Source organism: Fuchsiella alkaliacetigena (assembly GCF_023227765.1).
In the GTDB taxonomy this organism is placed as follows: domain Bacteria; phylum Bacillota; class Halanaerobiia; order Halobacteroidales; family Acetohalobiaceae; genus Fuchsiella; species Fuchsiella alkaliacetigena.
On record NZ_JALKBZ010000012.1, the window covers coordinates 1 to 23,864 of the forward strand.

General features: G+C 37.4%; 21 protein-coding genes and 1 other annotated feature. All 21 genes read left to right on the forward strand.

Annotated elements, in window-relative coordinates; translation table 11 throughout:
* The first annotated feature begins 168 nt into the window (after positions 1 to 168).
* Positions 169 to 394: a binding site (T-box leader), on the forward strand.
* 55 nt (positions 395 to 449) lie between these two features.
* Positions 450 to 3,101, forward strand: a complete 2,652-nt coding sequence (locus MWH30_RS05055) for a valine--tRNA ligase (protein ID WP_248662974.1) — start codon at positions 450 to 452, stop codon at positions 3,099 to 3,101.
* Positions 3,102 to 3,594: 493 nt separating this feature from the next.
* A complete protein-coding gene (locus tag MWH30_RS05060) occupies positions 3,595 to 4,890 on the forward strand; it encodes a bifunctional folylpolyglutamate synthase/dihydrofolate synthase (RefSeq protein WP_248662975.1) in 1,296 nt (431 codons plus the stop codon).
* Positions 4,891 to 4,992: 102 nt separating this feature from the next.
* On the forward strand, positions 4,993 to 5,493 hold the full coding sequence (locus MWH30_RS05065; RefSeq protein WP_248662976.1) for an SPOR domain-containing protein: 501 nt from the start codon (positions 4,993 to 4,995) through the stop codon (positions 5,491 to 5,493).
* 293 nt (positions 5,494 to 5,786) lie between these two features.
* Positions 5,787 to 7,166 (forward strand): electron transport complex subunit RsxC, encoded by a 1,380-nt coding sequence (rsxC, locus tag MWH30_RS05070; protein ID WP_248662977.1) that lies wholly within the window; start codon positions 5,787 to 5,789, stop codon positions 7,164 to 7,166.
* An 11-nt stretch (positions 7,167 to 7,177) separates the two neighbouring features.
* Positions 7,178 to 8,089, forward strand: a complete 912-nt coding sequence (locus MWH30_RS05075; RefSeq protein ID WP_248662978.1) for an RnfABCDGE type electron transport complex subunit D — start codon at positions 7,178 to 7,180, stop codon at positions 8,087 to 8,089.
* A complete protein-coding gene (locus MWH30_RS05080; RefSeq protein WP_248662979.1) occupies positions 8,089 to 9,045 on the forward strand; it encodes an RnfABCDGE type electron transport complex subunit G in 957 nt (318 codons plus the stop codon). The genes MWH30_RS05075 and MWH30_RS05080 overlap by 1 nt, the downstream gene beginning before the upstream one ends.
* Before the next feature lie 22 nt (positions 9,046 to 9,067).
* On the forward strand, positions 9,068 to 9,649 hold the full coding sequence (rsxE, locus tag MWH30_RS05085; protein WP_248662980.1) for an electron transport complex subunit RsxE: 582 nt from the start codon (positions 9,068 to 9,070) through the stop codon (positions 9,647 to 9,649).
* A gap of 55 nt (positions 9,650 to 9,704) precedes the next feature.
* Positions 9,705 to 10,283, forward strand: coding sequence for an electron transport complex subunit RsxA (rsxA, locus tag MWH30_RS05090; RefSeq protein ID WP_248662981.1), 579 nt, complete (start codon positions 9,705 to 9,707; stop codon positions 10,281 to 10,283).
* A 91-nt stretch (positions 10,284 to 10,374) separates the two neighbouring features.
* Entirely contained in the window at positions 10,375 to 11,682 is a 1,308-nt protein-coding gene (locus tag MWH30_RS05095) for an RnfABCDGE type electron transport complex subunit B (RefSeq protein ID WP_248662982.1), read from the forward strand.
* Positions 11,683 to 11,720: 38 nt separating this feature from the next.
* On the forward strand, positions 11,721 to 11,900 hold the full coding sequence (locus tag MWH30_RS05100) for a DUF362 domain-containing protein (protein WP_248662983.1): 180 nt from the start codon (positions 11,721 to 11,723) through the stop codon (positions 11,898 to 11,900).
* Positions 11,901 to 12,068: 168 nt separating this feature from the next.
* Positions 12,069 to 12,815, forward strand: coding sequence for a bifunctional demethylmenaquinone methyltransferase/2-methoxy-6-polyprenyl-1,4-benzoquinol methylase UbiE (ubiE, locus tag MWH30_RS05105; RefSeq protein ID WP_248662984.1), 747 nt, complete (start codon positions 12,069 to 12,071; stop codon positions 12,813 to 12,815).
* Between the two features lie 8 nt (positions 12,816 to 12,823).
* Positions 12,824 to 13,834 (forward strand): polyprenyl synthetase family protein, encoded by a 1,011-nt coding sequence (locus tag MWH30_RS05110; RefSeq protein ID WP_248662985.1) that lies wholly within the window; start codon positions 12,824 to 12,826, stop codon positions 13,832 to 13,834.
* Positions 13,835 to 13,967: 133 nt separating this feature from the next.
* A complete protein-coding gene (locus MWH30_RS05115; protein WP_248662986.1) occupies positions 13,968 to 14,696 on the forward strand; it encodes a NapC/NirT family cytochrome c in 729 nt (242 codons plus the stop codon).
* A 155-nt stretch (positions 14,697 to 14,851) separates the two neighbouring features.
* Entirely contained in the window at positions 14,852 to 16,129 is a 1,278-nt protein-coding gene (gene hemA / locus MWH30_RS05120) for a glutamyl-tRNA reductase (RefSeq protein ID WP_248662987.1), read from the forward strand.
* A gap of 1 nt (position 16,130) precedes the next feature.
* Complete coding sequence (gene ccsB, locus MWH30_RS05125; RefSeq protein ID WP_248662988.1) at positions 16,131 to 16,961, forward strand: c-type cytochrome biogenesis protein CcsB; 831 nt, start codon at positions 16,131 to 16,133, stop codon at positions 16,959 to 16,961.
* A 246-nt stretch (positions 16,962 to 17,207) separates the two neighbouring features.
* A complete protein-coding gene (locus tag MWH30_RS05130) occupies positions 17,208 to 17,612 on the forward strand; it encodes a cytochrome c-type biogenesis protein (protein ID WP_248662989.1) in 405 nt (134 codons plus the stop codon).
* A gap of 38 nt (positions 17,613 to 17,650) precedes the next feature.
* Positions 17,651 to 18,334: a precorrin-2 dehydrogenase/sirohydrochlorin ferrochelatase family protein gene (locus MWH30_RS05135; RefSeq protein WP_248662990.1), complete on the forward strand. Its 684-nt coding sequence runs from the start codon at positions 17,651 to 17,653 to the stop codon at positions 18,332 to 18,334.
* 533 nt (positions 18,335 to 18,867) lie between these two features.
* Positions 18,868 to 19,812, forward strand: coding sequence for a hydroxymethylbilane synthase (gene hemC / locus MWH30_RS05140; RefSeq protein ID WP_248662991.1), 945 nt, complete (start codon positions 18,868 to 18,870; stop codon positions 19,810 to 19,812).
* Complete coding sequence (gene cobA, locus MWH30_RS05145) at positions 19,812 to 21,317, forward strand: uroporphyrinogen-III C-methyltransferase (protein ID WP_248662992.1); 1,506 nt, start codon at positions 19,812 to 19,814, stop codon at positions 21,315 to 21,317. Before hemC ends, cobA begins: the two co-directional genes overlap by 1 nt.
* Positions 21,318 to 21,685: 368 nt before the next feature.
* The gene (nirJ1, locus tag MWH30_RS05150) at positions 21,686 to 22,882 is read left to right on the forward strand and encodes a putative heme d1 biosynthesis radical SAM protein NirJ1 (protein WP_248662993.1); all 1,197 of its coding nucleotides are present in this window, start codon (positions 21,686 to 21,688) and stop codon (positions 22,880 to 22,882) included.
* A complete protein-coding gene (gene hemB / locus MWH30_RS05155; RefSeq protein WP_248662994.1) occupies positions 22,875 to 23,861 on the forward strand; it encodes a porphobilinogen synthase in 987 nt (328 codons plus the stop codon). Before nirJ1 ends, hemB begins: the two co-directional genes overlap by 8 nt.
* The last annotated feature ends 3 nt before the right edge of the window (positions 23,862 to 23,864 follow it).

Below are 23,864 nucleotides of genomic sequence, written 5' to 3' on the forward strand. Positions count from 1 at the left end.
GCATTTTTTAAATTCAAACTGAGTATAAGAAATAAGATTGAGTTTTAAAATAAAATTTATTCATGCGATTGCCCTGACTTTTACCTATAAAAACTTGACACAATCCACCTGATACTTAAACTTGACAAATAAAAATTCTCGTAGTAAGATAATATAAAAATGGATATATTTAAGGCTGTGAAGGAGAGTAGTAGCTAACTTGAACTTGACAGAGAGAGGTGTTCTGAGGCTGCAAGACACCTTAAGTTTTCAGGTTATCGAAGTAGCTCTGGAGCTGATGGACTGAATTTAAAGAGTAGGTTTATTCGGTTGCTAGCCGTTATCTAGTTAGAGTGCTTAACTTTTATAGAATTAAGGTGGTACCGCGGAAATGAAATCTTCTTTCGTCCTTAGCCAAGGATGGAGAAGGTTTTTTGATTTTAAATCAATTTTTCAAAGGAGGAAATCAAATGAGTCAGAATGAGATGGCAACAACTTATGATCCAGCTACTGTAGAAGATAAGTGGTATCAGTTCTGGATGGAAAATGATTACTTTAGCGGTGATATAAAAGAAGGGGCAGAAGCTTTTTCTATTGTGATGCCGCCGCCTAATGTAACTGGTCAGCTACATATAGGCCATGCTTTGGATAATACTCAACAGGATATACTTACTCGTTGGAAGAGAATGCAGGGTTATTCTACTCTTTGGGTGCCGGGGACAGACCATGCCAGTATAGCTACTGAAGTTAAGGTAGTGGATAAGATGCGGGAAGAGGAAGGATTGGAAAAGGAAGATGTAGGCAGAGCAGGCTTTTTAGAGAGAGCTTGGGCCTGGAAGGAAGAGTATGGGGGGAGAATTACCGAACAGTTAAAGAAATTAGGTACTTCCTGTGATTGGAGTCGGGAGCGTTTTACTATGGACGAAGCCTGTTCTAAAGCTGTTACTGAAGCCTTTATTCGTCTTTACGAGGAAGGCTTAATTTATAGAGGAGATTATATTATTAACTGGTGTCCTGACTGTAAGACTACCCTTTCCGATGTAGAGGTGGAACATGAGGAGATTGCTGGTCATTTTTATCATCTTGTTTATGAATTACAGGATAGCTCAGAGCAGTTAATAGTAGCTACAACTCGTCCAGAGACTATGTTAGGGGATACGGCTATTGCTGTTAATCCTGATGATGAAAGATATCAGCACTTAATCGGTGAAACAGCTATTTTACCGATTTTAGAAAGGGAGTTGCCTATTGTTGCTGATGAATTTGTGGACGCAGAGTTTGGAACGGGATTAGTTAAGGTAACTCCAGCTCATGATCCTAATGACTTTGAGATAGGACAACGACACGATTTAGAACTAATTAAGGTTATTGATGATCACGGGGTAATGACTGAAGCTGCTGGCAAGTATCAGGGTTTTGATCGCTATCAGTGTCGGGAGGAGTTAGTAGCCGACTTAAAAGCACAGGGTAAATTAGTAGAGGTTGAAGAGCACGATCATGCCGTAGGTCACTGTTATCGTTGTGATACGGTAATTGAACCCTTAGTTTCTAAGCAGTGGTTTGTGAAGATGGAGCCGCTAGCTGAACCAGCCATTGCCGCTGTTAAAGAGGGAGAGACTGACTTTATCCCGGAAAGATTTACCAAGGTTTATCTTAACTGGATGGAAAATATTCGGGACTGGTGTATTTCACGTCAACTATGGTGGGGACATCGAATACCAGTCTGGTACTGTCAGGACTGTGAAGCTGAAATTGTAGCTCGCCAAGAGCCTAGTGATTGTACTGAGTGTGGAAGTGAAGAACTAGCTCAGGATGAGGATGTACTGGATACCTGGTTTAGCTCTGCTCTCTGGCCCTTTTCTACTTTAGGTTGGCCTGAAAAGACTGAAGAGCTAGAGTTTTATTACCCCACTTCTGTACTAGTTACTGGGCGCGATATTATCTTCTTCTGGGTAGCTAGAATGATCTTTTCTGGTCTTGAATTTAAGGATGAGGCTCCTTTTAGTGATGTATTAGTCCACGGTTTAGTTAGAGATGCCCAAGGTCGTAAGATGAGTAAGTCTTTAGGTAATGGGGTTGATCCCTTAGAATTTATCGATGAATACGGAGCCGATACTTTGCGCTTTACTCTAATTACTGGTAATACTCCCGGTAATGATATGCGTTTTAGACAGGAAAAGGTAGCAGCCAGTCGTAACTTTGTTAATAAGATCTGGAATGCTTCTCGCTTTGTATTGATGAATCTTGAGGATTTTGAACCCACAGAGGTTGAAGAATTGAACTATACTTTAGCAGATAGATGGATCATTAGCCGCCTTCAGCAGACGGCTGAGGAGGTAACTACTGCCTTAGAGAAGTATCAGTTAGGTAATGCTGCTCAAGCTCTATATGACTTTATGTGGAATGAATTCTGTGATTGGTATATAGAGTTGATTAAGCCTCGTTTATATCAAGAGGAAGATACTGTAGCTAAGAGTACGGCCCAATATGTAGCTTCTTCAGTTTTAGAAAAGACTTTACGACTCTTACATCCTTTTATGCCTTTTATTACCGAGGAAATCTGGCAGCGTTTACCTCAGCAGGGTGAAAGTATTATGTTAGCTGACTGGGTAAGTGCCGAGGAAGAAAAGCTAGACCAGCAGGCCGAAGAGCAGATGAATGTGTTGATGGATGTGATTAGAGCTATCAGAAATATTCGTAACGAGATGAAGGTGAATCCTGGTCGAGAGATAACGGCTATTTTGCACCCCAGAAGTGCTGATAGGGCTGAAATTTTAGTTAATGGTAGGGAGTATATTGCTGATTTAGCCAAAGTTTCAGAAATGAGTATTAAGGAAGAATTGAAAGAGAAGCCGACTCAAGCTTCAACAGCTGTTACAAACGGAGTGGAAGTGATTCTTCCTTTAGCCGGAATGGTAGATATCGATAAGGAGATTGCTAGATTAGAGGAGGAGTTAGAGGAAGTAGAGTTTGAGATTAATAGGGCTCAGGGCAAGTTAGCCAACGAAGGCTTTGTTAATAATGCTCCAGAAGAATTAGTTGAGAAAGAAAAAGAGAAGGTTGTTCAGTATAAAGATAAGAAGGAGCAGTTATTAGATCGTTTAGAGATGTTGAACTCTTAATTAGAGTTTATTAGGCAATGTTGGTATATTGTTTTATTCAAATGATAGAGGACAGAGGAGAGAGGATAGATAAGTTCAAGACATTAAAACCTATTTGACAGTGCGCCCTGAAACGACGCTTGGCCTTTAGCTAGTCATTACTCTGGGAAGACTCTGGGAAGCGTTTTTTGCTTCTTGAGGAAGTACTCTTGGGGTGAATAAAAACCTTTAAATAATTTCTTGAACTTATGTTTTAATGGCTAGTCAGAACTTAGTCAGATTTTAGTCTGTGTCAAACAGATCTTGAACTTTATTTTTTGATCTTAATTTATCATCTATCCTCTGAAATAATAGAATGATATTGTTGTAAATCAATAACTTGAATAGCTAATATCAAATAGCTGGTATTAGCTTTTTTCTCTTTAAACAAGGGATTCGAAATTAAAGTATAGAATTTTAAACTATAGTCTAAAGATTACAAAAACTGATAAGTAGAGAAAAGGAAGTGATAAATATGGATTCAGCAGTTGATTATCTTAACTCTTTAAATAAATTTGGTATTAATCCTGGTTTAGAAAGAATAAAACTATTAATGGAGTATCTAGGTAACCCTCAACAGGAATACGATACTATTCAGGTAGCTGGTTCTAATGGGAAAGGTTCAACTTCAGTAATGATCAGCTCTATTTTAAGTAAAGCAGGTTATAAGGTGGGGACTTATAATTCACCAGAAATTGTTTCTTTTTATGAAAGAATGAGAATTAACGGTGAATACATGGAGCCAGAAGCTTTAGAGCGCCTAACGTCAGAGATCAAACCTTATTTAAAGCGGATTGAAGATCAAGGTTTAGAGCATCCTACTTTTTTTGAAGTAGTAACTGCTATAGCTTTAAAGTATTTTGCTGAGCAAGAAGTAGAAATAGTAGTGTTAGAGGTTGGTTTAGGTGGCAAGTTGGATGCTACTAATGTGGTTAATGGCTTAATAGCAGCTATTACTAATATTAGCTTAGAACATACTGAGTATTTAGGAGATACTATTGAAGAAGTGGCTATTGAAAAGGGAGGAATTATTAAAGAAGGCAGCAAGGTAGTGACCGGAGTTAAAGATAAAAAAGCCTTGGCTAAGTTAAAAGAGATTTGCAAAGAGCGAGAGGCAGAATTAATTGAGGCTTCCAAAGCATTAAAAGTGGAGAGGTTAGATAGAAGCTTAGCTGGTCAGAGCTTTAAAGTACAGAGTCAGCAGATGGTTGCTCAGGTACAGATCCCTTTATTAGGTAAATATCAACGGCAGAATTTAAATCTAGCCTTAGCAGTAATTGAAGCCTTACCGGCTAAATATGAAATTGAATGGTCAGCTATAGAAGAGGGACTTAAAGTAGTAGAATGGCCGGGCAGATTGGAGTTATTAGGTGAAAAGCCTTTAATTATTTTAGATGGAGCTCATAATTCGGCGGGAATTAGAGAGTTACGCAAGGTTATTGAAGAAGATTTAGATTATCAGAGTTTAATCTTAGTTTTAAGTATTTTGGGCGATAAGGATGTAGAGGAAATGCTGGAGATTATTACTCCTATTGCTGATCAAATTATTATTACTCAAAATACTAACGAAAGAGTAGCCGCTCCTGAGCAGGTAGCTAAGTTGTTGGCGGCTAAAGGAATAGAGGTGCAAGTTATTCCTGAGGTTGAAGCTGCTGTAAAAGAAGCTCTTAAATTAGCAGCAGCCGAGGACTTAGTTAGTATTAGTGGCTCCTTGTATACTGTAGCCGAGGCTAGAAAGTTTTTAGTAAAAGATATAATAAATCAAAAATAGCCTGCATAATATTCTAGTAATAAAGATGAGTTTTTTATAAAACTTTAAGGTTAAAAATTACGATATAGTAAGCTTAAAAATTTATTAAAGGAAGTGGTGTGAATGAACTTTGATAGGTCTAGATTAAAGTCTGGTTTTTCTTTGGCAGCAATGATAATTAGCATGTCCATTTTAGCTAGCGTGGTAGGTTATTTTTTGGGGAGTTGGATGATTCAATATGTAACTGCTCCTGAAGAGGAAATGGATGAGGTTCCTAGTGAAGAAGTAGTTTTAGAGGAAGAAATTTCACAAAATGGGGAAGAAGAAAGTGATCTTGAAGAGGCTGTTGATTTAGATGCTGCTGAGGAAGGTGAAGAGCTAGAAGACTTAGAACCACAAGAGACTATGGGTGAAGGCCTCTATGAAGTTCAAGTAGGAGCCTTCTCAAGTGAGGATAATGCCCAAGGGATGGTTAGACAGTTAGAAGACTTAGGATACTCAGCTTATATTACATCTGAAGATCCTTATCGAGTTCAAGTTGGCGCCTTTGAAGATAAAGAATCGGCTCAAAATTTAGGTCAGCAATTAGAAGAGGATGGCTTTAATTTTTTTATCTCTAATTAAAAATATAATAATTTAGCAACTAAAAAGGCTTACTATTGAGTAGGTCTTTTTAGTTTTTAGTTAGGAAGAGGAACATATTTTTTAAAAAAGTATTTTTAAGAGAATTTTTAGATAAATAAAAAGGAGATTTGAAAAGTTTATAGAAAAGTATCTAATGGAGTGAAGTTTTGCGCAAGTATTAGCAGAATATTCAAAAAAATTGTGATAGTTGAAGCTTCAACTATTTATTTTGCTTAGCTAAGACGATTTATTCTGCTAATATATTGCTATCAAATAAGAAAAGGAGTGAAAGAATGAAGGCTAAAACTTTTAAACAGGGAGTTCACCCGCCTCATAAAAAGGAAGCTACTAAAGATAAAAGCTTAAAGCCGGCTGAGTTGCCGAGCGAAGTAGTAATTCCTTTACAACAACATATTGGGGCTCCTTGTGAACCATTAGTCGAGAGAGGTGATAAGGTAAAGGTAGGGCAGAAGATTGGCGAGAGCGAAGCTTTTGTTTCGGCTCCAGTTCACGCCAGTATTTCCGGAGAAGTGACTGATGTTGGTCTGGTTGAGGTGACCGGGGTTGGTCTAATGACTACCACTCAGGAAGTTATGGCAATTACTATTGCTGCTGATGGAAAGGACGAGTTTCACGAAAGTGTAGAGCCTAAGGGGGACCTAGAAAGCTTATCAGCTGCTGAATTGAGAGATATTGTTTATGAAGCTGGTATTGTAGGTTTAGGTGGAGCAACCTTTCCTGCTCATGTTAAGTATGCTGTACCGGAAGATAAGAGTGTGGATACGGTTATTCTCAATGGAGCAGAGTGTGAACCTTATTTAACGGTAGATCATCGAACTATGGTAGAAATGCCGGAGAAAGTAGTCTATGGGCTGAAAGCAATTATGAAGATGACCGATGCTAAAGAAGGTCAGATTGGTATTGAGTTAAACAAGCCTGATGCTATTGAAGCTATGCAGGAAGCAACTAGTGATCAAACTAACATCAAAGTTGTTCCCTTGGAGGTTAAATATCCTCAAGGAGCAGAGAAACAGTTGATTGATGCTTGTTTAGGCAGAGAGGTACCTTCTGGAGGTTTACCATTGGATATAGGAGTTGTAGTTAATAATATAGGTACTGCTGTAGCTATAACTGAGGCTATTCAAGAAGGGAAGCCTTTGATTGAGCGAACTGTTACTGTTAGTGGAGAAGGAATTAAGAAGCCTCAAAACTTAGTTTTTAGAATAGGAACTAATGTTAAGGAGCTAATTGAGCAGTGTGGAGGTTTGAAAAAGTATGTAGATCGAGTTGTGTTAGGTGGTCCAATGATGGGGAATGCTCAGCACGATGTCGATGTTCCTGCTACCAAAGGAACCTCAGGTATTTTAGCTCTAAGAAGTCACGAGATAAGTAAATATGAACCTAAAAACTGTATTCGCTGTGCTAGGTGTGTAGATGTTTGTCCAATCTTTTTACTACCTACTGCTTTATATAAGTTTGCTAAGGCAGATATGGTAGCTGAATCTAAGATGGAGCAGACTGAAATGATTAACAAGTTAGATGAGTATAATGTTTTCGACTGTATTGAATGTGGTTCTTGTTCTTATATCTGTCCAGCTAAGATACCATTACTGCATTGGATTAGATTAGGTAAAAATGCTTTAGTGGCAGAACAGAGAAAAAATGATGAATAGGAGGGTAAAGAATGAATAGAGGAAGTGACTTAACAGTAACTTCATCGCCTCATTTTAGAGATGATGATTCAGTCTCTAAGATAATGTTTAACGTAATTTTGGCTTTGATACCAACTCTAGTTGTAGGCGTTCTTCACTTTGGTTTATCTGCTTTACTGATAATTATAACTTGTTGTGTAACCGCTTTAGTTGCTGAAGCAGTTTCTCAAAAAGTTAGAGGAGTAGAAATTACCATTAGCGATGGTAGTGCTTTAGTAACTGCTTTGTTATTGGCTTTGAGCTTACCGCCGCGCTTACCGTTATGGGTGGCTGTAATTGGTACTTTAGTAGCAATTATTTTAGGTAAGCAGCTTTTTGGGGGTCTAGGTTATAACTATTTCAATCCAGCTTTAGTTGGGCGAGCTTTTTTATTAGCTGCCTTTCCAGCTGCAATGACTGAATGGTTTGAACCCTTCTCCTTTGCAGCAACTAGTGCTACTCCTTTAGAAGGAGGAGAGGCTGGCTATGCTTATCTCTTTTTAGGAAATGTATCTGGCTCTTTAGGAGAGGCTTCTGCTTTAGCTGTATTACTTGGTGGTTTATATTTATTGTATAAAGGTTATATCGATTGGAGAATTCCAGTTGGTTATATAGGGACTGCCTTTATATTAACTGCTATTTTAGGAGGAGATCCTGTTTTTCATGTTTTAGCTGGAAGCTTGCTAATCGGTGCTTTCTTTTATGCTACTGATATGGTTACTACTCCTATTACTAGAAAGGGACGTTGGATTTTTGCTATTGGAGCAGGGATTTTGTTAGTAGTAATTCGTAATTATGCTAACTATCCTGAAGGAGTGCTGTTCTCCATTTTATTGATGAATATGTTTGTACCGATTATTGATAGATATACGGTACCAGCCATCTATGGGGAGGTGAGTGAATAATGGCTAAGCAAGATTCGAAAGTAGCAATGATTATAGTATTAACTGTAATTGCAATTGCTTCGGCGACGGTTTTAAGTTTAGTTCACAGTGTCACTCAACCGCAAATTGAAGCTGTTAGTGAGGAACGGAGAGAAGAAGCAATTTTAGGTGTTTTACCGGGTGCTGTAGACTATAGTGAAATAGAAAAGGACGGTTTGACTTTATATGAAGGTCTTGATGAAGATGGTAATGTAGTTGGAACTGCTATTGAGAGAGATGGTTCTGGTTATGGAGGCCCGGTTGGTTTAATGATAGGTTTAGACTTAGATAATAATAAAGTTTTATCTGTTAGAATTTTAGAACATGAAGAAACGCCTGGTTTAGGAGCTCGAATTGAAGAAGGTTGGTTTATAGAGCAGTTCAAAGAAAAGCCTTTTGGTGACGAATTTTTGATTGATGAAGATTTAGAGGGGATTGCGGGTGCTACTCTTTCAGCTCAAGCTGTAGGAGCTGCAGTAAGCGATAGCATAGATAGAATTGAGATTGCTCTGGCTGGAGGTATGGAAGAGTATATAGCTGGTTTGATTCAGGAGGTACTTCCTGGAACTGAGGAGCATGAAACTGTAACTAAGGACGGAATAGAGCTTCATAAAGGATATGATGCTGCTGGTGACTTAGCAGGTTATGTAATTCCTGTTCAAGGTGATGGCTACGGTGGGGTAATGGAGTTAAAAGTAGGAATAGATCCTAACTTAGAAGAAATTTTAGGTGTTACTGTAGTTGATCATAGCGAGACTGCTGGTATAGGAGATGTAATTGCTGAAGCTGATTTCCAAGAGCAGTTTATAGGCAAATCTTTAACAGATCAATTTGTGTTGGATGAAGATATTGATGGAGCTGCCGGAGCTACTGTTTCTTCTGAAGCTTTTGTAGAGGCAGTTAGAGATGCTGTAGAAAAGGCTAAAGGTCTTAACTAAGGAGAACTGGAGGTGATTAAATATGTTTAAAGAGTTTATCAAAGGCTTATGGGAGGAAAATCCAGTTTGGAGATTGCTGCTGGGAATGTGTCCTGCATTAGCAGTTACTACTACAGCTATTAACGGAATGGCTATGGGTTTAGCTACTACCTTTGTATTAATAGGCGGGGGAGTTGTAAATTCTTTATTAAAAAATATAATTCCTCAAAAGGTTAGAATACCCTGCTATATTGTGGTAATTTCTACCTTTGTGACTATTGTAGATATGGTATTAGGTGCTTATTTTCCCGAGATCCATTCTGTATTAGGACTGTTCATTCCTTTAATTGTAGTTAACTGTTTAATTTTAGGTCGTTCAGAGGCTTTTGCTACTCATAATCCTATTCATTTAGCTATTATTGATGCTATAGGGATGGGAGTTGGTTTTACTTGGGGTCTAACTCTTTTAGGTGGAATTAGAGAGTTCTTTGGCTTTGGTAGTATATTCCAATTGCAGATCTTAGGAGACTGGTTTACTCCTTGGGTAGTTATGATCTTACCGGCTGGAGCCTTTTTGACTATGGGAGTTGTATTGGGAGTCTTTAACAATATTAGTGAAGGATAGGTTACTTATAGATTTATTAAAAAATTCTGATAGTTAGGGGAGGTTGAAAAACAGAATGGAACTATTACTTATATTTTTTGGGGCAGCAGTGGCTAATAACTTTATTTTAGCTAGGTTTTTGGGGATCTGTCCATTTTTAGGTGTATCTAAAGAGGTTCCGACAGCCTTTAGTATGGGGATGGCTGTTACCTTTGTAATGACTACTTCGGCTATAGTTGCTTGGTTTGTACAGGGGTTTGTTTTAGAACCTTTAGGTTTAGAGTTTTTACAAACAATGTCTTTCATTCTCATTATATCTTCTTTTGTTCAGTTAACGGAAATGGCAGTTAGAAAGATTAGTGAACCACTTTATAAAGCATTAGGTATATTTTTGCCTTTGATTACTACTAACTGTGCTATTTTAGGTTTAGCTCTTTTGATTCCGGAAAGAGGTTATAATCTTATTGAAAGTGTAATTTTTGGCTTTGGAGCTGGAGCTGGTTTTACTTTAGCTATAGTTTTAATGGCTGGAATGCGAGAAAATTTGAAGTTTGCTGATGTGCCTCAGCCTTTTCAGGGAGCACCGATGACTATGATTATAGCCGGACTGTTAGCTTTAGCTTTTATGGGTTTCGGCGGCATTGTAGCTATGTAATTAAATAGAATTGATCTAAACTGCTAAATAAGGTATAGTATTAACTGTAATATAATAGTCCTTCTTTAGTTAGGTGGAGGTGAGAAAATTAATGGATATTGATGTAGAGTTGATTAAGAATTCAATTATAGGCATGGGTATTTTGGGAGGTATTTTTGCTACTGGTTTGACTATAGCATCGGTTAAATTGGCAGTAGAAATTGATCCTCGAGTAGAGGATATTGATGAGGTTTTACCTGGTGCTAACTGTGGTGCTTGTGGGCAAGCTGGTTGTGGTAGTTTTGCTGAAGCAGTAGTAGCTGGTAATGCTGAAGTAACTGCCTGTCCCGTTGGGGGAAGTGAAGTAGCTGAAAAGATTGGAGAAATCATGGGCATTGATAGCGGTGAAGCCTTGATTCCCGATATAGCTAGAGTGATGTGTAAGGGTGGTAAGATAGAGACTTATAGGAGATCTAGTTATGATGGAATTGAGAGCTGTAAAGCAGCTACTGTTGCTGCTGATGGTGATAAGTCTTGTGCTTATGGTTGTTTAGGTTTTGGAGACTGTGTGAATGTCTGTAACTTTGATGCTATTGAGATTAATGAAAATGGTTTACCAGTGGTTAATGATGAAAACTGTACAGCTTGTAATACCTGTATTGATGAGTGTCCACGCGACATGTTATCTTTAGTACCGGAAAATAAGTTAGTTTATATCAGGTGCAATTCCACTCAAAAAGGAAAGACAGTTAAAGATGTGTGCACTGTAGGCTGTATTGGTTGTGGTGTCTGTGCTAAAAAATGTCCTACAGGAGCTATAAGCATAGAGAATAATTTAGCTATAATGGACTATGAAGAGTGTGTTAACTGTGGAGTCTGCGCTGAAGTATGTCCTCGGGATCCTTTTAAGGTTTTAGGAACTGAGGATGTGGATATTGAAGCTCTGCGGGCAGAAAGAAAAGATGATGCTGAGGATGAAGGGGCAGGTGGGCTAGTAATTACAGAAGAATGTGTAGCCTGTGATAACTGCATAGAAGAATGTCCTGTAGATGCTATCAGCGATGAAGAAGAGCCTTATGTAATTGATCAGGATGAGTGTGTGGAGTGTGAAAACTGCATAGAAGAATGTCCTACGGAAGCAATCGTCTGGGCCGATGAAGCAGAGGAAGAGGTAGCCGAAGCAGAAGAGGAAGCTGCTGCAGTTGAAGAAGACGATGAAGATGAAGAAGCAACTGGTGGACTGGTAATTACAGAAGAATGTGTAGCCTGTGATAACTGCATAGAAGAATGTCCTGTGGAAGCTATCAGTGATGAAGAAGAGCCTTATGTAATTGATCAGGATGAGTGTGTGGAGTGTGAAAACTGCATAGAAGAATGTCCAACAGAAGCAATTGTCTGGGCAGATGAAAAGGAAGCGTAAGTTACTACAATTAAAGAAAATATTGAGGAGGATGAAAAATGTCAGAAGAATATGTAATTACTGATGAGTGTGTAGCTTGTGATAACTGTATAGAGGAGTGCCCTGTGGAAGCAATTAGTGATGAAGAAGAAATTTATGTGATTGATAATGAGGAATGTGTAGGCTGTGATAACTGTATAGATGAATGTCCAACTGAAGCAATTATAGTTAAAGAGTAAATTACAGTTAATAAAGAGGGGCTTTATTAATTAAGCTCCTCTTTAATTTAAAAGTTAAAATAAAAAATAGTTTAAAGCAGGAGATTAAGCTAAATAATAAGAATACACTAAGTATAGCCTTATATTTAGTTAGCTAGATACTTGGGAATTATTGGAGTGTAGTCAGTAATGGAATTTAATAATGAAGGTAAAAAGAGTTATGTCTATCAGTTATTTCAATCAATTGCTCCTAAATATGATTTAATGAATACTTTAATGTCTTTTGGTATTGATAAGTATTGGCGAAAGGTAGTTGCTAGAGAGGCAGCTTTGCAGCCTGGAGATAGAGCTTTAGATGTAGGAGCAGGAACTGGAAAGCTAAGTTTGGAATTAGCTAAACAGCTCGATAATTCTGGTGAAGTAGTCTGTATGGATTTTAGTGAAAATATGTTGAAGAAGGCTAAAGAAGATTTACAAAGAAGCGAATATCATGATTTATTTAGTTTTAAGTGTGGAGATGCTATGGATATTCCTTTTGCTGATAACCAATTTAATGCTGCTACTAATGCTTTAGTTTTAAGAAATGTGGAGGATATTTCTACAGTTTTAAAGGAGATGAAACGGGTTGTTAAGCCTGGGGGAAGAGTAGTATCTTTGGATTTAGCTAAACCTAAATCAAAGGTTTTTAGCTTTTTCTATTATAAATACTTGAATAAGTTTATACCTTATTTAGGACGACTTATTTATGGGAAGCGAGGGCCTTATGATTATTTGCCAGCATCACTAAAAGACTTTCCAGCTCAAGATCAGTTATCGAAACTGCACAAAGATGTAGGATTAGTTAGGGTAAGGTATATAGAATTAACTGGAGGAATTGTTGCTGCTCATATTGGTGAAAAGCCTTGCAAAATTATGAGGAATTTAAATGTAGAGTAGGTGAGATAATGTTTAAATCGGAACTATTGCAGTCGAGCGATATAAGTAATGAATTGCAAAAAGTTGAGGATGAATTGCAAAAGCTAACTGAAAGCAAGTTTAGCCTATTATATAGAATTTCGAATAGGTTATTGCAGGCTGGAGGTAAGAGGTTAAGACCTTTATTAGTTTTATTAGCAGGCCGTTTAAGTCAGCTTGATTTAACTGAACAACTCATTCCTGCTGCTTCTTCAGTAGAGCTGATTCATATGGCTACTTTGATTCACGATGATATAATAGATGACTCTACTCATCGCCGAGGTGAGACTACAATCAATAAGGACTGGGGTAATACAGTAGCAGTACTTAGCGGTGACTTATTATATACTCGCGCTTTGAAGCAGCTTACTGAGTATGAAACTCAGGATTTATTAGTTTATATGCTGGATGTAGTAGCTTTAATCTGTGAGGGTGAAGCTAAACAAGCGGTGACTAATTATGATTTAGACCAAGGTTTAGAAGATTATTTAGAAAGAATAACTAAGAAAACAGCTTTGCTGATTTCTGCTAGTTGTAAGCTGGGGGCTATGGTTTCAGGAACTAGCGAAGAACAGATAGCTGCTATGGAGACTTATGGAGAACAGCTAGGAATTGCTTTTCAAATTATTAATGACTTAAATGATATAGTAGCTGAAAAGGATGATTTAGGTAAAGAGCCTGGAGATGATTTGCGGCAGGGAACTTTGACTTTACCGATGATCTTTGCTTTAGAATCTGCTGAACAGGCTGATTTTTTAGCAGAGGTAATTGCTAAACAGGAAAACTCTACTCAAGAGATAGAGAGAGCTTTAGAAATCATTAAAAGTTCTGGAGCGGTAGAGTCTTCGATTGAGTTTAGTCAGCAATATATCAATAGAGCTTTAGAATGTTTGGATTTATTTGCTGATTCTACGGCTAAAAACTCACTACAGTTAATTGCTCAAAATGTAATTAATTCTTATAAGGGTTTAAAACCTTTGGAGATCGGAGCGGAAGGCTAAGGATTTGAATTAACTAAGATATAAATTATACAGTGTTAAAGTTAGCTAAGATATGAGCAAGGATAAGCTTAGATGAGGGGAAGCTTATTTGAAGAAAGGAGTAAATCTACATAAGGAAAGGGGTTAAAATAAAATGGGGCTTAAAAAGCTTTTAAATTGGAAGGTTATTTTAGTAGTTATAGTTTTTCTAGTTATTTTCTCTAATGCTGCCATTAAGCATACATCTCACCCGGACTTTTGTGCTAGCTGCCACGTAATGGATGAGCCTTATGAATCTTGGGAGGCTTCGTCACATAGTGAGGTTACTTGTATGGACTGTCATTCTGATGGTGGGTTTGTAGGAACTATGGAGACTAAGATCAATGGTTTAAAGGAGCTTTATTTAACAGTAACTGATAATATTCCGGAAGAACTAGAATCTGAGGTACCAAACCATAGATGTACTGACTGTCATGAGGAAGCAGCTATTCCTGATCAGCCAGGAGCAATAGTTTATCCGCACGAATTTCATTCAGAAGGCTTTGATTTGAAATGCACTGACTGTCATGAGGCAGGTCATGCTAGAGATTTAGAGTCTTATCAGGGCCCGGATAAAGGCGACTGTATGGACTGTCATGATGTCCAAGATGCTGATAACTGCATTACCTGTCATAGCACAGAAGATATACCGGAGGAAATTAATGGTATCAAATATACTCACGACTACCATGAAGAGGCCTTTGGCTTAGATAACTGTGCAGACTGTCATTCAGTAGAGACTAATGAAGACTTTAAAGTAGAAGGGCCAAAACATGATGATTGTACTGCCTGTCATGATGTTGGAGCTTCGGATGAATGTGCTACTTGTCATACTGATTTTTAATGATTAAGAAAGAATCTTTTGATTAAAACTTGATTAATTAAGTTTTAGATTATATAATATATGTAAATACTAGGATTACTAGTTTTATCTAAAACTAGTAATCCTAATTCTTTTTTTAAGATATAGTTATAAGTAATTTTTAAGGAGGCCTTAAAGTGAATATAATAATTATGGGATTAAACCATAAAACGGCTCCAGTTGAGGTTAGAGAACAGATATCTTTTACTTCGCAAGAAAAAGAGACAGCGTTAGAAAGTATTATTGAGACTAATGATGTTCAGGAAGGATTAGTCTTATCTACGTGTAATAGAACAGAGATTTATGTGGTAGCTTCTCAATTGAAGAAGGCTAAAGGATTTATTAAGAAATTATTGAGTAATTTTTCTACTTTATCAATTGAAAAATTAAATAGTGTTTTATATACTTATACTAATTTAGATGCTGTAACTCACTTATATAAGGTTGTTTCTGGTTTAGATTCAATGATATTAGGAGAGGAACAGATTTTAGGTCAGATTAAGGAGTCTTTTACTGAGGCTAAGCAAAAAGAGAGTATAGATACTATCTTACATCATTTATTTACTGAATCCTTTAAAGTAGGGAAGAGGGCCCGCACTGAGACTTCCATTAACGATAATGCAGCCTCGGTTAGTTATGCTGCGGTGGAATTAGCTAATAAGATATTTGGTGACTTAAAAGAAGAAACAGTATTAGTTTTAGGTGCTGGTGAGATGAGTGAATTAACTTTGAAAAATTTAGTTGACCATGGCGTTAAAGAAGTAATAGTTGCTAATCGGACCTTTTCTAAAGCAGTTGCTTTAGCTGATCGTTTTGAAGGAGAGGCTATTCCTTGGCAGCAGGTAGAAAGTTGCTTGCATAAAGCTGATATAGTAATTGGTTCTACTGGAGCGCCTCACTATGTTATTAGACAGGAGATGGTAGCTGGAATTTTATCTTACCGCAAGAATAAACCTTTATTTTTTATCGATATTGCTGTACCTAGAGATATTGAGCCAGAAATTCATAATCTGGATAATGCTTATGCTTATAATATAGATGATTTGGAGTCAGTAGTTGAAGCTAACTTGCAGGAAAGAGAGAAAGCCATTAAAGATGTAAATCAGATTATTAAAGCAGAGGTTAAAAGTTTTGATCAATGGAGAAATACTAGGGATGTAGTTCCTATCATCAAGTCTTTGCGAGAGCAGGCGGAAGAAATTCGCCAGCAAGAACTGGAGCGGGCCCTAGCTAAGCTGGATGATATTGATGAAGAAGAAAAGGATGTAATTAAAAGTCTGACTTATAAGATTATTAATAAGCTACTGCATACTCCGACGGTACAAGTAAAGGAGTTTGCTAATGTAGAGGATGGTCAGGTTTATTTACAGGCAGTAAATAAATTATTCGGATTGGAAAGTGAGGAGGAGCAATAAAATGGCTTGGTCTCGAGGCTTACTGTGGCTTACCCTAGCAATTTATTTTTTCAGCAGTATAATTTATATTAAACAAGAGTTAATTCAGGCTAAACAAAATAATAATAGGAAGATAGCTTATTTATTTCAGCTAGGAGCTTTAATTCATACCTTCTGCTTATTGGCTATAATTTTGGAAACAGGGTATCTGCCGATTAAAAACCTTTATGAGACTTTGTTATTATTTAGCTGGACTATAGTTATTATTTATAATTTAATTGAATATTTATATAAATTTAAAGTTTTGGGTGCTTTTATTATTCCTTTAAATACAATAGCTATTTTTTATGCTTCTTTTTTACCTAATAATGTAGATAATTTACCAATGGAGATGCGCAGTATTTGGCTAAGTATTCATACTTCAGTGATCTTTTTTGGTTATGGTGTTTTTACTTTAGCTTTTTGTGTAAGTGTTGCTTATTTAATTCAAGAAAAACAGTTACAAGAAAAAAAGCCATCCATGTTTTATTATCGCTTACCTGCTCTAAATAAGTTAGATAAGCTTAGTCTTCGCTTGGTAATGATAGGGTTTCCCCTGTTGACAATTGGTGTTTTAGCAGGTGTTATTTGGTCGGGGGAAATCAAAGGAGTTTATTGGACTTGGAATGCTAAACAGATTTGGACTACTATTACTTGGTTAATTTATGCACTTTATCTACACAATCGTTTTTCTAAGAACTGGCAAGGTCGAAAGAGTGCTTATATTACTATAATTGGTTTTTTAGCTATTTTGTTTACCTATTTAGGGTTAGCATTTTTACCTGTGGAGTTTCATGATTTTACTCAAAGCTAAATATTAATAAGAGTTATTAAAAGAAACTGATCATTGTTTATCGTTGATTTAGCAACGATATCAATGATCTTATTTTTTGAGTTATTAATGTTTTAATATTGATTTTAGAGTGAGGATACAAATTGTTCAAATTTTAATGAAAGGAGATTTTTTAGCTATCTAGAATATAATAAGTACTGCTAATAGGGCATCTAGATGCTTAAAGTATCTTTTATTAATTTAGATTATTATTGGGAGGGATAGGTAATGGATAAATCGAATAAGGTAGTGCCCTTGGTATTTTTAGGGGTAATGGTGATCGTATTAACGGTGGTAATTACTTTAACTGTTAGCAATAATGGTGGTACAGAGGTTAGCCCACAAGAAGAGCAAGTTGCTCAACAAGAGCAAGTTACTCAACAACAAGATCAAACTACTATGAATCTTACTCAGGAGCAACGAAGAATTTTCGAAGATATAACCAAGAGCTATATATGTAACTGTGGTAATTGTGAGGATATGGTCCTGTATGAGTGTGACTGCTCTACTCCGCAAGGCGCTCAAGAGTTACATGAATTTATCGTTCATTATTTAAATGAAGGTAAGAGTCAGGCGGAGATAGATGATCTCTTACATCAAAATTATGACATGAAAGCTAATCCTAATTATTAACTTTAATAATTGAGAACTGATAAAGGAGTTGTAAGCAGTTGGGTCAAGACTATTTGATAGCTTTAGATTTAACAGAAGAGCAGGTAATAGTAGTTGGTGGAGGCACTGTAGCAGTTAGAAAGGTAAAAAGTCTAATAGAATCTGAAGCGACAGTCAAAGTGATTAGTCCACAGTTAAATTCTCAGCTGGCTGAGTTGGTGGCTGAGGGATTAATTGCTTATGAAAAAAGAGAATATAAAAGTAAAGATGTGGAGGCCGGCTTTTTAATTATAGCAGCTACTGACCAGGCTAAAGTTAATAAGCAGGTGGCTCAAGATGCTCGGGCAGCGGGCAAATTAGTTAATGTAGTGGATCAACCGCAGCTATCAAACTTCAATGTGCCGGCTGTAGTTAGACAGGGTGATTTGACAATTAGTATTTCTACTGCTGGTAAAAGTCCGGCTCTTTCGGGAAAATTGAGAAGAGAACTACAAGCAAGGTATGGTCAAGAGTATAAGATTTTTTTAAATTTATTAGGTGATTTGCGTAGTAAGATTATTAATCAAGTAGCAACAGCAGAGCAGCGGAGAAAAATTTTTAAAGACTTGGCTTATTCACAAGTACCAGAACTTTTAAAGGTAGAGAAGTTTAAAAAAGCCGAGGAATTAATAAATGGTATTTTACCGAGCGGGATTGGAGTTGAGTTTTTGGAATCAGGTAAATACATTGTTTCATTCAAATGATAAAGGACAGAGGATAGAGGACAGATAAAGTTCAAAGTCAAAACTAATTTGACGCAGTGCCCCGTAGAAGTACCCTTGGGGTGACTAAAATCTGACTAAATTCTGATTTAAAATCCTAAAAAATAAAATCAAAACCTTGGAACTACGAATGAGCACAAATCAATACGCGCCCTGAAAGGATGATAATCCTTGAAGAAGTAGTCTTGGGCTGAATAAAACCTTTAAATAATTTTAATGCTTTGAACTTATTCGTGTTCATTAGTGTTGATTAGTGGTTTCAAAGAATTTAAAGGTTTTAAGGTCTTGTCAGATTTTTGTCGGAACTTAGTCTGTGTCAAATAGAACTTGAACTTTATCTTTAGATTTTAATTTATCCTTTATCCTTTATTCTCTGTACTCTGAACGAAGCAATAGACCGATATTGTTTTGCAGTTTAATTATTAATTGCGTTTTATGATTAAGACACAAATTAATTAAAGAATATACTAATTTAAAAATTGATAATAATTAGTTTTAGCTAAAGGAGGCGACAAATGGAGAATAAAAAGATAATCATTGGAACTAGAAGTAGCCAATTAGCCGTTTGTCAGACGCAAAAAGTGGCTGATAACTTGGCTGAAGTATTACCGAACTATGAAATTGAGCTAAAAAAGATTACCACTAAGGGTGATCAGATATTAGACAGATCCTTAGCTGAAATAGGCGGTAAAGGACTTTTTATTAAAGAGCTAGAAGTAGCACTTTTACAAGGAGAGATTGATCTAGCAATTCATAGTATGAAGGATATGCCTGCAGAGTTGCCAGCGGAATTAGCAATTACAGCTATTCCTCAGCGAGTGGACTATCGGGATGCTTTGATTTCTGAATCAGGAGTTACAATTGATGAACTACCTACTGGGGCCCGAATTGGCACGGGAAGTTTACGGCGTACAGCTCAATTATTAAAATATCGCTCTGATTTAGAGATAGTACCTATCAGAGGTAATATAGATACTCGCTTGCAGAAATTAAAGGATGATGAGCTGGATTTAGATGCTATTGTATTGGCAGTAGCTGGTCTATTGAGAATGGGCTGGGAAGATAAAATCACTCAGTATTTGGAGCCTGAAGTTATGCTGCCCGCAGCGGGACAGGGAGCTTTGGCTATTGAGACTAGAAAAGAAGATGATAGAATTAATGAGATTGTGGCAGCTATTGATGACCAATCTACTAAGTATTCTTTAGCAGCTGAAAGGGCATTTTTAGAACATTTAGAAGGTGACTGTCAAGTACCTATTGGTGCTTTAGCTGAGGTGCAGGGTAAAAGTATTAGTTTAGAAGGTATGGTGTCTACTTTAGATGGTGAGAGATATTTGAGTGGAGCCAAAGAAGGTAGTGTTGATCAGGCAGCAGAATTAGGAGTAGAGTTGGCTGAAGAATTGATAGAGCAAGGTGCAGAAGAAATTTTAAAAAGAGTGAGACAGGAGACTGATAAATAATGGAGAGAGGAAAGGTGTTTTTGGTTGGGGCTGGCCCAGGCGATCCTAAGCTAATTTCAGTGAGAGGCTTAGAGGCTATTCAGCAGGCCGAGGTGGTAGTTTATGATTATTTGGCTAATCCTAGGCTTTTAGCTGAGGCTAGTGAGGAAGCAGAGTTTATTTATGTAGGTAAAAAGGCTGGAGATCATACTTATTCTCAGGAAGAGATTAACGATATAATTATTGCTAAAGCTCAGGCTGGCAATATAGTTACTCGTTTAAAAGGCGGAGATCCCTTTATTTTTGGACGAGGCGGAGAAGAGGCTGAGTATTTACGAGAGCATGGAGTCGATTTTGAGATCGTGCCAGGTATTACTTCGCCGATTGCTGTCCCAGCTTATGCTGGTATTCCCCTTACTCATCGAGACTTTAATTCTTCGGTGGCTTTTGTAACAGGACACGAGGATCCTACTAAAGAGGAGTCTAACTTGGATTGGGAGAAGTTATCTACTGCTACTGGTACTTTGGTTTTCTTGATGGGAGTAGGTAATTTAGCAAATAATGTGGAACAATTAAAGAAACATGGTCGAGCTGCTGAAACTCCTGTTACTTTGATTCGCTGGGGAACTACTCCTAAACAGGAGACAGTAGTAGGTACTTTAGATAATATAGTAGAAAAGGTGGAAGCAGCAAGACTTAAACCGCCAGCGATTACTGTAGTTGGTGAAGTGGTATCCTTGCGAGAGAAGTTGCAGTGGTTTGATAATAAGCCGTTATTTGGTCAGCGAATTTTAGTGACTAGATCTCGTACTCAGGCTAGTAAGCTTTCTAAGCAGCTGTATGAGTTAGGAGCTGAGCCGGTGGAATGTCCGGCGATTAAGATAGTAGCTCCTGAGGACTTTGCTCCTTTAGATAGTGCTTTAGCTGAGGCTGATCAGTATGACTGGGTGGTATTTACTAGTGTAAATGGCGTTAAAGCTGTACGGAATAGATTAAAAGAGTTAGGCAAGGATGTCCGAGCCTTTGGTGAGGCTAAGATTGCTGCTATCGGCTCTAAAACGGCTCAAGAGGTAGAAAATTCAGGCTTGCGGGTGGATTATATTCCTAAAAAGTATGTAGCTGAATCGATTATAGAGGGATTAGCTGATGACTTATCAGGTCAGAAGTTCTTACTACCTAGAGCCGATATTGCTCGAGAGGCTTTGGAAGCAGGGTTAAAGGAAAAGGGAGCTATAGTAGACAATGTAACGGCTTATAGAACAGTGACTGGCGAAGGAAATGAAGAGGCTTTGCGAATGATTGAGGAGCAGGAAGTAGATATTGTGACCTTTACTAGTTCTTCTACAGTGAAGAATTTTGTTAAGATGTTAGGTGATAGAGATTATCAGCAGTTATTAGAAGAGGTAAAGATTGCCTGCATTGGCCCGATTACAGCTGCTACGGCGAGGGATTTAGATTTAGAGGTTGATGTGGTAGCTGAGGAATATACTATTGAAGGTTTAGTGGAGGCTATTTTAGATAGTTAAATGTTGAAGTTCAAAGTCAAATTCAAAAGCAATTTGACGCTGACTAAGTTCTGACAAAAATCTGACTAAAGCGTACAAAATAAAAAAATAAATATTTCAAGTTCTTAATGTACTAATGTTTTAGTCTGAACTTAGTCGGACTTTAGTCATCCCAATAGTACTTCCTCAAGAAGCAAAAAACGCTTCCCAGAGTAATGACTAGCTAAAGGCCAAGCATCGTTTCAGGGCGCTGTGTCTAATAGAATTTGAACTTTATCTCTTGAGCTTATGTTTTTATCTATCTTCTATCATTTATTATTTATTATTTGCTCTAAAAAAGGATAAGTTAACTAGATTATTAAAATTTGAAAAGCAAGGTGGGATTAATTATGATTGGTGTTTCAAAGTTATTAGGAGGAAAAGAAAAGTTCGGTGATAGCTTGAGATATAGCTTAAAGTCCAAGAATCAAAAGCATGGTACTCGTCAAGGTAGAGGGCCTGTGGTCGTCTGGAATATGACTAGAACCTGTAACTTAAGCTGTACTCACTGTTATTCAGATTCAGAAAATAAGAGCTATGATGGTGAATTGAGTACTGAAGAGGCTAAGCAGTTTATTGATGATTTAGCTGATTTTAAGGTGCCGGTTTTACTTTTTTCTGGTGGGGAACCGTTAATTCGCGAGGATATTTTTGAGTTAGCTGAGTATACAGCCCAAAAAGGGATTAGGCCTACCATTTCTACTAATGGAACTTTGATTACTAAGGAGGTAGCTCAGCGCTTAAAGGATATTGGCGTAGGTTATGTAGGCATTAGTTTGGATGGCATGCCGGAGACTAATGATAAGTTTAGAGGTAAAGAGGGAGCCTTTGATAGGGCCCTAGAAGGAATGCATAACTGTTTAGAAATAGAGCAACGAGTTGGATTGAGATTTACTATTAATCGTCATAACTTTGCAGAATTAAATGATATATTCGATCTGATTGAAGAGGAAGGAATACCTAGAGCTTGTTTTTATCACTTAGTCTATTCTGGACGAGGTAGTGAAATGATGAAGGAGGATATCTCTTTAGCTGAGTCTCGCCAGGCAATGGATATTATTATAGATCGCACTTTAGATTTTCAAGCTAAAGGATTAGATAAAGAGATTTTAACAGTGGATAACCATGCTGATGGGATATATTTATATCTGCGGATGAAGGAAGAACAGCCGCAAAAAGCTAAAGAAATTTTAGAGCTACTTAAATTAAATGGTGGTAATCGGAGCGGAATTGCGATTGCCAATGTGGACTGGGTAGGTGATGTGCATCCGGATCAGTTTACTCAAAACCATACCTTTGGCAATGTGCGGGAAAGAAGCTTTAAAGAGATTTGGACTGATACTTCAACTAATGAGATTTTAGCTGGGCTTAAAGATAGAAAGCCTTTGCTTAAGGGTAGATGTGCTAAATGTAAGTGGCTAGAGGTCTGTAATGGTAACTTTCGACCTCGAGCTGAGGCTGTACATGGTGACTTTTGGCAAGAAGATCCGGCTTGCTATTTAACCGATGAAGAGATTGGACTGACTGAAAAGAAGGGAGATGAATAGCTTGTTTCCAGGATTGATTAAAAGACCCCGTAGATTAAGAGTGGATAAGCTACGTCAATTGGTAAAAGAGACTGGCTTAGATGTTAGTGATTTGATTTATCCCTTATTCGTAGTTAACGGAGAAAATATAAAAAAAGAGATTCCTTCAATGCCGGGTAACTATCATTGGTCTCTGGATTTAGTACTTAAAGAGGTACAGAGGGTAGTTAAGTTAGGTATTGGAGCTATTATTCTCTTTGGAGTACCTAAAAATAAAGACGAGGAAGGAAGTAGAGCTTGGGCTAAAGACGGGATAGTGCAAAAAGCTTGTAGTTTAATTAAAGAAGAGTTTCCGCAGTTATTAGTGATTACCGATGTCTGTCTTTGTCAATATACTGAGCATGGTCACTGTGGCGTATTGGATGAAGGAAAGATTAAAAATGATTCTACTTTAAAGCTATTATCTAAAGTAGCTTTTTCTCATGCTCAGGCAGGAGCTGATATGGTAGCTCCTTCGGATATGATGGATGGGCGAGTAAGGGCCATTAGGAAGACTTTAGATCAAAAAGGGTTTAAGGAAGTTTCGATTATGGCCTATTCGGCTAAGTATGCTTCTAATTTCTACGGGCCCTTTCGCGATGCAGCTCATTCAGCTCCGCAGAAAGGCGACCGTCGTTCTTATCAAATGGATCCTGCTAATAGTCGGGAGGCTATTAAAGAAGCGCAGTTGGATATTGAAGAAGGAGCCGATATCTTAATGGTTAAGCCGGCCTTATCTTATCTGGATATTATTTATCGTTTAAAGGAAGAGTTTAACTATCCGGTAGCTGCTTATAATGTTAGTGGAGAGTATTCTTTGGTTAAAGCAGCGGCTAAGCAGGGCTGGGTGGATGAAAAAGGAGTTGTGCTGGAGATGCTGCTGAGCATGAAGCGAGCCGGTGCTGATTTGATACTGACTTATTTTGCTAAAGAGGTAGCTAAATGGCTAAAGGAGGGGTAAAAA